This window comes from Rhizobium sp. RAF56 (assembly GCF_052113965.1).
In the GTDB taxonomy this organism is placed as follows: Bacteria; Pseudomonadota; Alphaproteobacteria; order Rhizobiales; family Rhizobiaceae; genus Rhizobium.
On sequence record NZ_JBFRDU010000003.1, the window covers coordinates 1 to 14,881 of the forward strand.

The 14,881-nt window shown below is 61.2% G+C and carries 13 protein-coding genes; 4 read left to right on the forward strand and 9 right to left on the reverse strand.

The features are described 5' to 3' along the window. The 3 genes from AB4048_RS03235 to AB4048_RS03245 all read right to left on the reverse strand — a co-directional run. The coding region (locus tag AB4048_RS03235; protein WP_442200485.1) for a Wzz/FepE/Etk N-terminal domain-containing protein at window positions 1–815 on the reverse strand (815 nt) is incomplete at its 3' end. Continuing rightward, window positions 808–2,310, reverse strand: coding sequence for a hypothetical protein (locus AB4048_RS03240; protein WP_442200486.1), 1,503 nt, complete (start codon window positions 2,308–2,310; stop codon window positions 808–810). The genes AB4048_RS03240 and AB4048_RS03235, both read right to left, overlap by 8 nt. A gap of 57 nt (window positions 2,311–2,367) precedes the next feature. Then, on the reverse strand, window positions 2,368–3,069 hold the full coding sequence (locus AB4048_RS03245; protein WP_442200487.1) for a sugar transferase: 702 nt from the start codon (window positions 3,067–3,069) through the stop codon (window positions 2,368–2,370). A 218-nt stretch (window positions 3,070–3,287) separates the two neighbouring features. Between AB4048_RS03245 and AB4048_RS03250 the strand changes: the two genes are divergently transcribed. The 4 genes from AB4048_RS03250 to AB4048_RS03265 all read left to right on the forward strand — a co-directional run bounded on the left by AB4048_RS03250 (window position 3,288) and on the right by AB4048_RS03265 (window position 7,961). After that, window positions 3,288–3,986, forward strand: coding sequence for a Crp/Fnr family transcriptional regulator (locus tag AB4048_RS03250; protein ID WP_442200488.1), 699 nt, complete (start codon window positions 3,288–3,290; stop codon window positions 3,984–3,986). A 36-nt stretch (window positions 3,987–4,022) separates the two neighbouring features. Further along, complete coding sequence (locus tag AB4048_RS03255; protein WP_442200489.1) at window positions 4,023–5,381, forward strand: glycosyltransferase family 4 protein; 1,359 nt, start codon at window positions 4,023–4,025, stop codon at window positions 5,379–5,381. Between the two features lie 63 nt (window positions 5,382–5,444). Further along, window positions 5,445–6,743: a polysaccharide pyruvyl transferase family protein gene (locus AB4048_RS03260; protein WP_442200490.1), complete on the forward strand. Its 1,299-nt coding sequence runs from the start codon at window positions 5,445–5,447 to the stop codon at window positions 6,741–6,743. A gap of 15 nt (window positions 6,744–6,758) precedes the next feature. Then, a complete protein-coding gene (locus AB4048_RS03265; RefSeq protein ID WP_442200491.1) occupies window positions 6,759–7,961 on the forward strand; it encodes a glycosyltransferase in 1,203 nt (400 codons plus the stop codon). Between the two features lie 22 nt (window positions 7,962–7,983). Here the strand turns inward: AB4048_RS03265 and AB4048_RS03270 are convergent, their stop codons facing one another. From AB4048_RS03270 to AB4048_RS03295, 6 genes are all read right to left on the reverse strand, one after another. Beyond that, a complete protein-coding gene (locus tag AB4048_RS03270) occupies window positions 7,984–9,291 on the reverse strand; it encodes an MFS family transporter (protein ID WP_442200492.1) in 1,308 nt (435 codons plus the stop codon). A gap of 213 nt (window positions 9,292–9,504) precedes the next feature. Then, window positions 9,505–10,950, reverse strand: a complete 1,446-nt coding sequence (locus AB4048_RS03275) for an APC family permease (protein ID WP_442200493.1) — start codon at window positions 10,948–10,950, stop codon at window positions 9,505–9,507. Window positions 10,951–11,045: 95 nt separating this feature from the next. Continuing rightward, window positions 11,046–11,561: a flavin reductase family protein gene (locus AB4048_RS03280; protein ID WP_442200494.1), complete on the reverse strand. Its 516-nt coding sequence runs from the start codon at window positions 11,559–11,561 to the stop codon at window positions 11,046–11,048. A 4-nt stretch (window positions 11,562–11,565) separates the two neighbouring features. Beyond that, window positions 11,566–12,915: a glutamine synthetase family protein gene (locus AB4048_RS03285; RefSeq protein WP_442200495.1), complete on the reverse strand. Its 1,350-nt coding sequence runs from the start codon at window positions 12,913–12,915 to the stop codon at window positions 11,566–11,568. Further along, entirely contained in the window at window positions 12,912–13,589 is a 678-nt protein-coding gene (locus tag AB4048_RS03290) for a TetR/AcrR family transcriptional regulator (protein ID WP_442200496.1), read from the reverse strand. Before AB4048_RS03290 ends, AB4048_RS03285 begins: the two co-directional genes overlap by 4 nt. Beyond that, window positions 13,586–14,881, reverse strand: a complete 1,296-nt coding sequence (locus AB4048_RS03295; RefSeq protein WP_442200497.1) for an alpha/beta fold hydrolase — start codon at window positions 14,879–14,881, stop codon at window positions 13,586–13,588. The genes AB4048_RS03290 and AB4048_RS03295 overlap by 4 nt, the downstream gene beginning before the upstream one ends.

Below are 14,881 nucleotides of genomic sequence, written 5' to 3' on the forward strand. Positions count from 1 at the left end.
GAAAGGTTCAGAAGATATGTCTCATAGAGACGGCGTGCGGTGTCCGCCGCACTCTTCAGCTCGGCCAGTTTGAATTTATCGCCGGGATCACCCGCTGCCTGGAATTGCGTCGCAGCCCGATCGGCCACGAGGACATCGGCTTTCAGGTGTGCAACGCGTTCGGCGAGCCAGTCACTCGAACGTTGCGCGGATTGCGATCTCGTCGCGATATCGTGGCTGATGAAATGCTGGGCCACGGAATTGGCAATCGCCGCGGCCATCTGAGGATCAGTCGAGCCGGCCGACACCTCCATCACGGTGGACTGACCGACCCTGCGGACCCAGAGCTGGCGTCTGAGTTCCACCACCAGCTCGTTCTCAGCCGCATCCTCGCTCACGGCTGCCTGCCCATCGCCGCTCTTGCTGGACGACAGCATGGCGAGCAGCGAATGCAATGCCTCGCCGATCGAAAAGCCGCCCGCGGCGAATTCCGGATTGGAGGCAAGCTTAAGATCCGTCACCACGCCGCGCAGAACCTCGCCGGACTTGATGATTTCCATCTGGCTTTCGACGATCACCTCGTCCGCCGCCGTGGGCTGGTCGTCCGCCGCGCCAATTTTCTGCGCTGATATCATCAGTTGGGCGCTCGCCAAGAACGTCGGCGGCGTAATCAAGATATAAATGAGCGCCAAGGCGCCGAAGAGAGCGGCGGAGCCGAGGATCGTCAACGCGTTGGAATAGAGTACGTGCAACAGTGCCTTAATATCGAGCGGCCGTTCATGGGCCGCCGTCGTCGGGAGCGGCTGGTAGGTGAACGGTGCGGGACGGTTATACACGGCCATCACCTCCATTGTATGGTGCGTAATCCGCCTGCGATGCGCCGGCCAGCCACATCGGCGAACCGGATTGCAGATCGAAAAGCGGGAAAGGCTTGGAAAGCGCGGTTTGCGCTGGGGCGTGCAGCGGGCCAATGCCATAAGCCGCGGCAAGGCCGGCCGTGATCGCAAAGAGCGGACCAAGATCGACCGCGCTTGCGGAAATCACTGCCGCCGTGATCTGGGCGAGGCACGACAACATTGCCGCCAGGCCGACCACCCCATCGACACCCTGGCTGTTCTTCTGTTTCGCGACGGCGCGAATGAGGCTGTACACGAAAATGACAAACAGGATCGTGCCGGGAACGCCGACGTTGGCAAGCAGGGCGACTACGAAGCTCGATGCCCTGATACTGCCGAGCCCGGCTCCCATTCCGTTGGTATCGACGAAGGCACTGAGCGCCTGCGCGTTCCAACGCATGCGCTCGGCACCGGATTGGGACTCGAGCTTTGTCGTCAATGTCGCGTGAGCAAGCCCGCTGATGCTTTCCCATACCGACGGGATCAGCATCAAAGCCATGATGACCAGCGGCAGGGCAAAGACGCAACCAACCGCATAGGCAAGGTGCCGCGACGTCCCCTTCCCCCTCAGGATCCGCACGACGCAGAAGCCAAGAACCATAAGCGCGGTGATCGCGCTTGCCACATAGGCCGTCGTCGACGTGCTGAGAATGAGTGCGATACCGAGTGAGATCGCAACCGGCGCCAGAAAGGGCGTCGGGAAGGACTCAAGGCCGAGCATCAGCACGAACGTGAACAGTGCAAGAGCGAAATATCCGAAAGTACCCGCCTCCGGGAACGAACCGACGATGCGCTTGAACCCCTGGATCTCGCCGTCGTTCAACATGCGGTAGTTGGCGTTGCGGATGACGGAAAGGAGGTCCGCGGTGTTGGTCTGGTAGGTGACGACATCGGCAATCGCGAAGAATATGCAGACCGCGCCGGCAAGGGTGAGCGCCCTTGCCATGACGGCAGCGCCACCGAGGCGAGCGTAAGCGGCGAAAATCGCAAAACAAACGAGGCTGCCGATCATATAGATGGACTGCGTGAGATTGCTGGTGCCAGCCGAAAGCGGCGTGCTCAGAATACCGCGCATATCGTCGCTGCGCGCCAGAGAATAGACGACGGTGGCGCCTTCAAAAATCCGTGGCAGGAAAATGGCGGTCAGGACGGAATAGAGCGTGAAAACCGTAAACCAGAAACCGGGACCCGGATAGCTCAGTGAAGACAGACAGGCAGCGAGGGTTCTGGGGCGCAAAAGGACGGCAAGCGCGAGGAAGGCCAGCATGAAATGTGCCGGTTGAATGCTCGATCCTCCAAGAGATGGAAGAAGCAGGGCGGCGGCGGCCCCAAGCAGCATGGCGATGCAGAGCACATATGCGCCAGCCGCCAGCCCGGCCACGACCACGTAGAGGCCGGCGATTGCGAGAAAGATGCCGATCGGTTCAATACTCATATGAACGCCTACCGCCGCGTCGGAGTTGTCTCGCCATGAGCAAACGCCGGCGCCGCATCAATAAGAACCACGCTGCGCAAACAGGGCGGGCACGGTGCGCAGCATGATGGATATGTCTCCGAACAGTGACCACGTTCGGCAGTATTCGGCATCCATAAGGACCCGTTGCGCATATGGAACGTCATTTCGACCGCTGACCTGCCAAGCCCCGGTCAAGCCCGGGCGGGCGGAGAGATAGTAGGATGCATCGCGGCCGTAGCGAGCCATCTCTTCGGTCGTAACCGGACGTGGCCCAACGAGGCTCATGTCGCCCTTCAGCACATTGATCAGTTGCGGTAGTTCATCAATGCTGGAACGCCTGAGGGAGCCACCGATAGCCGTGATGCGGGGGTCGTTCGATAGCTTCTGTTTTGAGTTCCACTCTTCCGCCGCCGTCGGATCGGCCTCAAGGTATTGCATCAGATGAATTTCCGATCGGACCCGCATCGTTCGGAACTTCATGCACGAAAATGTCTTCCCGCCGAGCCCGACGCGCTCGTGCTTGAAGAAGATCGGTCCTCTGTCGCAAAGCTTGATGGCGACGGCGACGATGGCAAAAATCGGGATTGCCAAGACGAGCGCTACCGAAGCCAGCACAATATCGATAAGTCTCTTATACGATCCGCCTAATGCATATACTCTAGATATGGATGAATCTTCTGGAATAAGCGCGCTAGAATTGTCCCTCGCCAAATACATTTTCTGAAGAATTCTGGCCATGCAAAACCCTCTTTCCACAGAGACACTTATGGTGCGATGCGCAAAGATACGCCCTTTCGCTTAGGCGTGTCTGTGACCAAGGTCATAGTCAACGACATCCTTTCAATATACTCTTCTAATATGGCGAGGAGCGGAACAGCAAAAGATGTCGCTTCACGTTTATCTAGGGGGGGACACCCAACTTTAACTTGACTTGGTCAAATTATTAGGGGTCCCAAATGCCAAATGAGAATCGTACTCTGCAAGCAGTATACAGCACTGGCGAAATAGACTACTTCGAAACTATCGGACAGGAATACAGCAGCCGGCTTCTAAACTCTAAAATCGTAAAATATTACGCAAAGGGAGACGGGATACTTAGAAGAGACGACGTCTCGAACTATATATATCTTGTGCACGATGGCCTGGCGAAGGTAGTGACCTACCTCGTGGACGGGCGCGAGTTCGTCATGGCAACTTCCTCTTCCGGTGGTATTTTTGGCGAACTTGAGATTCTGGGGCGATCGAAGCCTCTCTTTGAAGTGTATGCGCTGACAAACTGCGAAATATGGGCTTTGGACGGGAAGATCATAAAGGATGCGCTGGGTCAGGATCCCCAGCTCTCCAGAGATCTTCTTTATTATGTCCTGCGCCGCATAACCGAACTGGAAAGCAGAGTTGTCGGCCTGACAGCGATCAGTGTCGCGTCACGCCTGGCCAATACGCTGATTCGATTATCTTCGAGGGACCCCAATATCGGGCGCACGATGACCACCATCAACATCTCCCAGCACCAGCTAGCATCGATGCTTCCCGCATCTCGAGAGAAGGTCAATAGATGCCTCAGAGAGTGGGAGCGCAGCCGCATCGTGAACCTCTCGCCCGGCCTCATCACAATCACCAACCCGCGCGCGCTCCATAGTTACACTGTGTGCTGATGTTGTGCGCCGCATGACACGCGCGGGGATCCATAAATGACGGTATCCGAGTTCGGAATTGCCTTTGAACAAGGCGGCCCGCCACCTCCCGGCGCTGCCGTCGCCCCCATCGAACCGATCGAACGGTACCGCCGAAACGGCGGCGCCGCCTTCGATCGCATCGTCGTCATCAACGACATCTCCCTCGCCAGGGGCGGTGCGACGGGCCTCGCATTGTTGTCGGTGCGGCTCTTTCGACAATTCGGCGTTCCCGTCACCTATCTTTGCGGTGACGACGGGGCAAACCCAGAACTCCGAGCGCTCGATGTCGACGTCGTTGCACTTGGCGGCGAGCATATTCTGACCGGCAGCCGGTACCGGACGCTGTTTGCGGGCCTGCACAATGCCACGGCCAAGGGAATGATCGAGCGCTGGATCCGTAACCACGATACCGAGCGCACGATCTATCATGTCCACGGCTGGTCAAAGATCCTCTCGCCCTCCATTTTTGTTGCCCTGTCTCCGGTCGCTCGCCGCACTGTCCTGCACGCGCATGACTATTTTCTCGCCTGTCCGAATGGTGCTTTTTACCACTACCCTTCCGAAGTGGCCTGCGACTGCCGCCCGTTGAGCGGCGCTTGCATGCTCAGCAATTGCGACAAGAGAAGCTACGCGCAAAAAGTCTGGCGCATGGGCCGTTCGGCGCGGTTGCGCTCGACCCTCATCCGCGGCGACGCCCTCCCACACGCCGTCATTCTTCTCCACGAAAAAATGGCGCCCTTGTTCCGAAGGTCCGGCTACCCCGCCGAGATCCTCCAGACAATTCGCAATCCGATCACTCCCTACAGTCAGGAGCGCATCCAGGCGGAGGACAACAAGGACTTCTTCTTCATCGGCAGGCTGACACCCGAAAAAGGAATAGAGGACGCTATCGAGGCCGCGACCCGTGCCGGGGTGGGACTTACCGTCATCGGCGACGGACCGCTTCGTGACAGCATATCGGCACGCGGCGGCAAAATTCGCGTACTGGGCTGGCTGGACCACGGTGAAATCGCGGCCGCGGTGCGCTCGGCACGGGCATTGCTGATGCCGACCCGATATCCTGAACCCTTCGGGCTCGTGGCTATGGAAGCCTCCCTCAGCGGCATTCCGGTTCTGATCTCGAAAAAGGCGTATCTGGCCGACGAGATCGCCGCCGCTGGCATCGGGCTCGCCTGCGATACCTCGGATCCAGACGCCTTCGCCGCCGCTATCCGCAAGCTTGCCGAGGCGCCGACCGAAGAGATCCGGGCAATGAGCGAGAAAGCCTACCGACGAACAGCCAAACTTTCGACAACGCCTGAAGAGTGGCGAGACGGATTGCTCGACTGCTACGCAAGCTGCTTGCAGGAAAATCACGCCGCGAACTACGCCTGACCCTTTCTGTAGCCCAACCCTTGAGGATGGACCACGATGCGTTCTGACGTTCACGAGACGCGGATGAGAAGCGGATCCGAAAGGCTAGAGCCTTTCGCCGACCTGCCGTCGATTGAACGCTCCGGACCGGCCTCGGACTGGACGAGTAGCGACGAAGCGCCGCGGCTCAGGCTCTTCAATGCAAAATACAGCCCCAATCTCGGCGACGGCTTGCTTTCGGAATGCCTGGAGAAGACGCTGATCGCGCTCGGAGCGGACAGCGATACCTGGTCGATCGATCTCGCCGGCCGCCGAGCCTATGGCGACGCCATGGCTGGCCGCAAGCAAATCCTCTCGGCGCTCGATCTGATGCCCGGGCAACTGCGCCAACAGCTGGTGCGCCTCCCCCTCGCCATCAAGGCAAGGCAGAGCTGGCGCCCCCATTTTGCCCGGCATCTCGCCGGCGCAAACGGGGTGGTCATCGGCGGAGGCAATCTGCTTTCAGATATCGACCTCAATTTCCCGACGAAGCTCGCATTGGCCGTCGAAGAGGCCGAACGTCTTTCTCTTCCTTTCGCCGTCTACGCATCCGGCGTCGCGAAAAGCTGGACGCCGCGCGGGCTGGCGATGGTCAGACAAGCATTCTCAAGCCCGTTGCTGCGCGGCGTCTTCGTTCGGGATCGGACGTCGAAACAGCTGTGGGATGAGAAATTCGGCGTTCACAGCGGTCGTGAGGCCGTTGTCGTCCGCGATCCAGGCCTGCTGGCATCCGATTTCATACCACGTTCGAATATCCACGAAACGGATCGCCCGGTCGCGGGTATCGGGGTGATGAGCCATATCGCGATCAGCTATCATGCCGATCACGCGCCAGGTCGCGCCCATCTCGAAAATTGGTATCTGGATCTGGTGAAGGGCTTGGTCGGCAGGGGTTTCCATGTGGTCGCGTTCACAAACGGCAGCCCCGAGGACATCGTCTATCTCCAGAGCCTTCGAGCGCGGATGGCCGCCGCCGGCGGCGAGGCGATCTCCTTTCCGGTCCAGCGAACTCCGGATGAATTGTGCGCCATCATTTCTGGTCTCGAAGTCCTCGTCGCCTATCGCCTGCATGCCATCATCGCCGCCTATTCCTTCGGCGTACCCTCCGTCGGCCTCGCCTGGGATCAAAAACTGCGCTCCTTCATGCAGTCCGTTCATCGCGAAGCGTTTCTCTGTGACGTGGCCGTAACGAGCGCCGAAACGACGATCGATCTTCTCTGCCAAACGGCAAAGGAAGGGATCCCCGCCGATGAACGCGAGAGGGTGGTGAGAGACGCGCGCAGCGACGTCCAACAATTGCTGCAGCTATTTACGCAAGCATCCGATCGACAATTCACGACTTGATGTGGGAGCCTCAACATGCGCGTGGCCATCGTTCATTACTGGCTCGTTTCGATGCGCGGCGGCGAGAAGGTCGTGGAGGCGCTCTGCGATCTCTATCCAGACGCCGACATATTCACCCTCGTCTACGACCCAAGCCGGGTATCGGAAAAAATCAGAAGCCACACGGTCAAAACCTCATTCCTGCAACGTATTCCGGGTGCCGTTCGCAACTACCAATCGCTGTTGCCGCTCATGCCCTTCGCGCTCGAGAGTTTCGACCTCAGCGGCTACGACCTGATCCTGTCGAGCGAATCGGGGCCGGCGAAGGGGATCATTCCGCAGCCTCACACGCCGCATATTTGTTACTGCCATTCGCCCATGCGCTATATATGGGATCACTATCAAACCTATCTTTCGACCGCCGGGCGGTTACAGCGCATTGCAATGCCGTTCATGGCGCCGATGCTGCGATCCTGGGACGTCAACACCAGCACGCGCGTCGACCGGTTCGTCGCGAATTCCCACCATGTCGCGGCACGCATCAGGAAATACTATCGGCGCCCAGCCACGGTTCTTTATCCTCCCGTCAACGTCGCAGACTTCGCGCCTTCGAGAGAGATTGGGGACTTCTATCTCTGTGCCGGGCAGATCGTCCCTTACAAGCGCCTCGACATCGCCGTCGCCGCTTTCACCAAAATGGGACGCAACCTCGTGGTGATCGGAGAGGGAAAGGGCATCGCCGAGCTCAAGCGCCAGGCCGGCCCGACGGTCCAATTTCTCGGCCGGGTAGCGTTCTCGGAGCTCAAGGACAAGCTTGCCCGCTGCCGTGCGCTGATCTTTCCCGGTGAGGAGGATTTCGGCATCGTCCCCGTCGAGGCGATGGCAAGCGGACGGCCGGTTATCGCGTTCGGAAGCGGCGGGGCATTGGAAACGGTTGTGCCAGGCCGCACCGGCATCCTCTTCGACGAGCAGTCGGTCGAGGCGCTCATCGATGCCGTATTGGAATTCGAGGCGACCGAACGCTCGTTTTCGCCGCAAGCCATCCGAACCCATGCCGGGTGGTTCAGCGAGGAAAGATTTAAATCCGGCATGCGCCAAATCATCGACGAAGAGCTTCAAAACGAACGGTCACACCGCGCGGTGACCGCGGACGCCGTCACCCGGTTCGATCTCGCCTCCTCGATCCCCCCGACCCCCATACGGCCCCGAAAGTCAGCGCGGCCGCCAATCGCGATCTAGGGAATTGTCCTGACCCATAGGATCAATCGGTCGTTCCTTCGCCCTGCAGGTAGCCGCCCCGGCGGGGGTCCGGCATGAGGATGGCGGAGATCAGGGCGATAGCCATCATGGCCGTCACGTACCAGAAGAACCACGCCTCGTGGCCGACCGACTTGAACCAGAGCGCGACATACTCTGCCGTTCCGCCGAAAAGCGCATTCCCGATCGCGTAGGCGAACCCGACCCCGAGCGCCCTCACCTGCGCCGGAAACATCTCCGCCTTCACGATGCCGCTGATCGAGGTGTAGAGGCTGACGACCGCAAGAGCGGCGATCACGAGAAGGAAAGCGCTGTAAGCGTTGTTCGTCGTGCCGATCGCCGTCAGCAGCGGCACGGTCGTGAGCACGGAAAGGGCGGCCCAAATCAGCATCGAATTGCGGCGGCCGATCCTGTCCGACAGGGTACCGAACAGCGGCTGCATCAGCATGTAGACGAACAGCACCGTCGTCATCGTCAAGCTGGCGACTTCCTTGTCGAAACCGGCCGTATTGACGAGATATTTCTGCATGTATGTGGTAAATGTATAGAAGATCAGCGAGCCGCCGGCGGTATAGCCGATGACGATCAGGAAGGCGCGTCGGTGATGCCGCAGCAGCCCGAGCAGGCTCCCCGCTTCCTGCTTGCCGCGGGTTTCGGCGGTCGAGGTTTCGTGAAGCGAGCTGCGCAAATAGAGGGCGATCACCGCCGCCACGCCGCCGATGGCGAAGGGAATCCGCCAGCCCCAGGCGCGAAGCTGCGCCTCGTCCAGAAACTGCTGCAGGATGACGAGCACCAGCACCGCGAGAAGCTGGCCGCCGATCAGCGTTACATACTGGAACGAGCCGAAGAAGCCGCGTCGCCCGGCAAGGGCCACTTCGCTCATATAGGTCGCGGTGGTACCGTATTCGCCACCCACCGAAAGCCCCTGGATAAGCCGCATGAGCAGCAGCAGCAGCGGCGCGAAGACGCCGATCGTCGCATAGGTGGGCAAAAGCGCGATGACGAAGGATCCGCCGCACATCATGGTGACCGAGATCAGCATGGAGCGCTTTCGACCGATCCTGTCGGCGATACGGCCGAAGAGCCACCCGCCGATCGGCCGCATCAGAAAGCCGGCGGCGAAGATCGCGGCTGCGTTCAGAAGCTGACTTGTCGTATCGCCCTGAGGAAAGAATTCCGAAGCGAAATAGAGCGACAAAAAGGAGTAGACATAGAAGTCATACCATTCCACGAGATTGCCGGAAGCGCTCGCCACGATGGCGAAGATGCGCCGTCTCGTATCTGGTAGGCCCGCCACCAAGGTTGCATCCACGACATACTCCCACATATTCAAAGTCGGCCGACCGTCGAAACGATCGCCGTTTAACGATCTTTGTGGATCAGTACGGTAGACAAATGGGGCTCAACTGCAACCAGTCAACCGCCAAAAACGCGAAACTGCGCGTTGCGGCTGTAATTTTATGAACGTCCGCTTCGTTGAATAGGGATCCGGCACGGCGTCACCGTGCCGGATCGATCGCATCGTTCATTCGGCGCGGTTCTGGCCCATGCGTGCATAGACGGCCGGATTCGACGATTTCAGGCGGCTTGCCATCGCGAAGCCGATGATCCCCGCGACCGGAATGAGGGCCGGCAGAATGATGCCGAGCGCGCCGCCTGCGGTGCTCGTCAGATCGCCGAAGTTCACGAAGATGTAGACGAAGAGCGCCGCCATGATCAGGCCGGAGACGGCGGGCAGGATGAGCGTTGCGAGCGGCGAGTTGTTTCCGCCCTTCTTGCGGAAGAAGACGATCACCGACAGCGACGTGATGGTCATCATGCCGAGAACGCCGAGCGTGCCGACCTGGCTCACCCAGGTGAACATGTTGAGCACGGGATCGAGGCCCAGTCCGGCAAAGATCGCGAGCACCACCAGCGCCATCACGGTCTGGACGACCGAGCCGACGTGCGGGCTTTGATGCGCATCATGGGTCCGACCGAAGACGGCGGGCAGCAACCCTTCGCGGCCGGCGACATAGCTATAGCGCGCGATGTAGTTGTGGAAGGCGCTGAGGGCGGCAAACAGGCTCGACACCAGCAGCAGTCCGGCAATCGCCGGCACGGGCCCACCGACATACTGGCCGGCAAGGTCGAAGAAGAACGCGTTGGGATCGGGAAGAGCACCGATGGTCGGCACCAGCTTGTCGGCGCCGACGCCGACCACCATCATCCAGGTGGTGAAGACGAAGAACAGGCCGATCAGCAGAACGGAGAGATACGTCGCGCGCGAAATGGTGCGTTCCGGGTCGCGGGCTTCCTCTGCGTAGATGGTGGTCGCCTCGAAGCCGATGAAGGAGCCGAGGCAAAATAGGATAGCGGCCGGCAGCGATCCCGAAAAGAACGCGGTGGCGTCGAAGAAATGGAACGACAGGCCGCTCGCGCCGCCGGAGCGGAGGATGGCGAAGTCGACCAACAGAACGATCAGATACTCGAGCAGGACCAGCACGACCATGACCTGCGCCGATAGATCGACCTGGCGATAGCCGAGTACGCTAACGAGCAGAATGGCGGCCAAACTCCACACGTACCAGGGCAGGACGATGCCGAAGCCGGCGAACACGCCGGACGCGATGCCGCCCATCAGGCCGATGAGGCCAAACTGCATGGCGTTGTAGGCAACCAGCGCGATGATTGCGACGGCACCTGCCATGCGGCCGCCGAGGCCGCGCGCGGCATAGGCGTAGAAGGCGCCGGCATTGGTCACGTGACGCGACATCGCCACGTAGCCCACCGAAAAGGCGAGCATGACGAGCGTCATCAAAAGGAACGTCGCGGGAATGCCCGTGCCGTTGCCGATGAGGAAGGAGATCGGCACTGCGCCGGCGACGCCGGTCAGCGGTGCGGCGGCCGAGATCACCATGAAGGTCACGGCGATCAAGCCCAGTGAATTCTTGCGGAGTTGGTTACCCCCCGCGGCGGCTATATCTGTCATTGTCCTCTCCAGTTATCAGTTCCCGATGGCCGTTCTCTTGCGTCGGCCTTCTGTTTGCGTGTCGCAGGGTCCCAGTGCCTGCGGCCCGAAATTTCTTAGGTGGCGGCCGCCAGATGGACTGCGCGGCGGTAGGCACGTTGGCCGTAGAGCAGCGCGGCCGGACTTTCCGACAGGCGCACTGCCGTCACCTGGCCGACGATGATGTGATGGGTCTCCCAAAGCACGGAAGTCGCCACCCGGCACTCGAAGCTCACCGTCGCGCCCTCAAGCATCGGCTGCCCGAGCGGGCTTTCCAGCCACGGCGCGCCGGCGAAGCGCGCGGCGTGGTCGCCTGCTGCAAGCCGCCCGGCAAAGAGGTCGGAAACCGCCTGCTGGTCCTCGTGCAGAAGGTTGGCGCAAAAGGCGCGGTTCCTGAGGATCGCGGCGCCCGCGGGGCTCAGGTGATGGATGCAGGCGAGCAGCGACGGATGGTCGCCATCGGCTGAAACGGAGGTGAGAGAACTCACCGTGACGCCGAAGCGTCCTGCTTCCCCATCGGTCGTCGCCACGGTCACGAACGTGGCCGCGCGGCTCATGCCTTCGAGAAATTGCATGCGAAGGTCTGCTGTCATGGCATCACCCCAGATCAAAGAAACGTTGCAGTTCGACGTCGGGCACCTTCTTGCGGAATTCGTCGAACTGGCTCTGCCGGCTCGACGTGAAGGCTTCGACAAAACGTGGTCCGAGCCAATCCCTGGCGAATTGCGATCCGCGCAGGCGCTCGATCGCTTCTGGCATGGAGCGGGCGAAGTCCGGTCCGGCGTCTTCCCGCCCATAGCCGTTGCCGATCACTTCTGGCGCGGGCTCGATACCCTCGACGATGCCGGCGATACCCGCCGCTACGGTTGCGGCGACGGTGAGGTAGGGATTGGTGTCGGCACCCGGCAGGCGGTTTTCCACGCGCAGCGAACCGGCATCGTGCCCGACGATGCGGAAGCAGGTCGTGCGGTTTTCGAAGCCCCAGGTGAGGCCGGGCGGCGCAAAGGTGCCGGGAGCGAAACGGCGATAGGAATTTACCGTCGGCTGGAAGATCAGCGTCATTTCGCCGATGTAGCGCTGCAGGCCGCCGATGAAGTGACGGAAGGCGGTGGAAACGCCGTTCTTATTGGCGGGATCGTAGAAGACGGAGCGCCCTTCCCTGTCGGTGAGGCTGACGTGGACGTGGATCGACTGACTGTCGGCATCCTCAGTCCAGCGTGGCATGTAGGTTATGCACTTGCCCTGGCGGGCCGCGAGCGCTCGGAGGAAATTCTTCAGCAATACCAATTGGTCGGCGGGTTCGAGCCCGGTGCCTGCCGCGATGCAGGCCTCAAGAAAGCCGCCGCCGATCTCCTCGTGCATCTTCGCGATATTGATCTTCAGCGGCTCGCACATCTCGGCCACCGCCTCGTACCACTCCGTCTGCTGCACCTGGTAGAGCACGAGGTCGTGGCTCTTGTGCATCGTCGCGGTCTTCAGGTTGCGGTAGCCCTTCTCGCGGGCGCTCTCGGAGGTTTCGTCGAAGAGGGTATATTCCAGCTCCATGCCGTAGCGGGCGGTAAAGCCAGCATCCGCAACGCGTTCGAACACCCCCTTGAGCAGCGAGCGCGGGCATAGGTCGGCGGTCGCGCCGGAATAGTTCGACAGCACCAGCATGTCGTAACCCGGCTTTGACCACGGCAGGCGGCGGACCGTCGCCGGATCGAGGACCAGCGGGTCGTCATGAAAGTCGGAGGTATCGTCGGAGACGCCGGGAATGGACTGCACGACGTCGGTCGGATCGAGCGCGAAGGTGACGGGCGACATGCCCATACCTGCCTTGGCGATACCGGCGAGCGAGCGGGCAGAAACCATCTGTCCCCGGAGCAGCCCGTTCGTATCGGTCATGGCCACGGTGGCGAAGCGACTTGTAGTGCCGGTAAGGTAATCATCGAGGGTCATGGTCATTCCATTTCCGTGGCGGGCGGCTGCTTGAGGGTGGTTAGGGCGGCGAGATCTGTGTCCGGCCGGGTGGAATAGGCGCGCAGAAATACCCGCAGGCCGTTTCTGATGTAGCGGTCGAGGCCGGCCCGGTCGGGAAGCGCGTCGGGGATGTGAAGCGCCCGGTTACGCGGTGCGGATAGGATCAGGCCCCAGAGGTCTTCCGCCGCCAGCTCCGCGTCGTCGAATTCGAGGCGCCCGGCATCACGCTGGCGGGTGAGATAGCCGATCATGCCGGCAAGAACGCGGTCGGGTCCTGAAGCCTGGTAAGCGCGACCGACCTCCGGCAAGCGTTGCGCCTCGGAGATGATCAGCCGTGCAAGCGACAGCATCTCGGGCCTGAGAACGATGTCGGCATACTGCCAGGAGAAGGCGTAGAGTTCCGCAACCATGCCCGAGGCAGACGAGTACTCGAAGACGGCGAGCATCAGGTCGCGCTCCTGCGTCAACATCGCCGTGAAAAGCTCGTCCTTGGACGGGAAATACTGATAGACCGTGGGCTTGCTCAGCCCTGCTTCGGCGGCGATGTCGTCCATGGAGGCGCCGACATAGCCTTTGTCGGCAAACACCTTCAGCGCGGCGTCGAGTATCCGGCGCTCCCGCTCGATGCGATTCTGTTGGCGTTTGGGAAGCGCCGTCATTGCGGTATCTCCGACAGGAATTCGGTAAGAATTGCATTGTAGGCAGCCGGACGCTCGACATTGCAGACATGGCCGGCGCCGGAAATCACCTCGAAGCGGACGGATGCACGTGGCGCAAGCTCGGCGATGCGGCCGGCTATGCCTCGGATCTCGGCGGGCGGGGCCAACCGATCATACTCGCCGGTCATCATCAGTACCGGCATGGTAAGGCGTGAGAAGTCGAAGCGTTCGGTCGGATGGGTGAAACAGAAGAGCGCGTCGCGATAGGTGGAGGCTGGGATGGCCGACATCGAGGCAAGCAGCGTTCCGCGCACGTCCTCGCCCGCATTCGGGCTCGCCAGGATATCCACAACCGCCGGCGCGAAATCGGCGGGCGTCCTGCCGTCGTTGAGCGGCGCCTCGCGCGACTGCCGGAAGGCGTCACGCTCTTGAGGGCTCGCTTCCGACATGCCGGTGCAGCCGCCGGAAAGGACGAGACCCGCCAGCCGATCCGGATGGCGCATGGCAAAGGACGTCGCAATCCAGGAGCCGTAGGAAAGACCGCAGAGGACGATACGATCGGCGCCCAGCGCGTCGGCCACGCTGAGGATGTCGGCGCAGTAATCCTCGATTGTGCTCTGCTCCGGGCCAAGGGTGCTTGCGCCATAGCCCCTGAGATCGAGCGCGGCTGCCCGCATATGTGGCGCGACCGCGTGGAGTTGCGGGCGCCAGTTCGTCCGCCCACCCCCGATACCATGCAGGAAGAGAACGAGCGGCCCTTCCTTCGGAGGCGTTACCGTTAGGGCCAGCTGCGGCCGTCCGTCGATGATGACCTCCTCGAGCGGTACTAGCGCCTCATCGGCGGACGACCGCAGTGCCGGCGCAGTTGCGCGTTCGGCGTTCGCGGCAAGGGCGGCGATGCCCTGTTCGAAGATCGCCTTCGTGCCGGCGGCGACGGCGGTTGCCCGTTCCGCCGGAGCCGTCAGTCTCGCCGACCACTCGACCACGCTACCGCCATTCTTTCCCGGCGAGATCGCGAGCCTGGCTGCATAGCGTTCCACCCCGGCAATGCCTTCCAGATGCGAATAGGCAAGGCTGCGGTCGCTGTCGGAGCGATAGGTGAGCTGCTCGCGATAGAGCGTGCCTTCCCCCTTTACGGTGAAGGCCCGGATCAGAGTACCGCGGGCGTCGCGTTCGGCCCGGATCTGGTCGACGGCCGGATGCCAGCCGTCGCAGAAATCCTTTGCAACGGCCCAGACCTCGGCAGGTCCTGCCGCCGGATAGCCGATGACTTGAACCTGCTCCTCCACCAT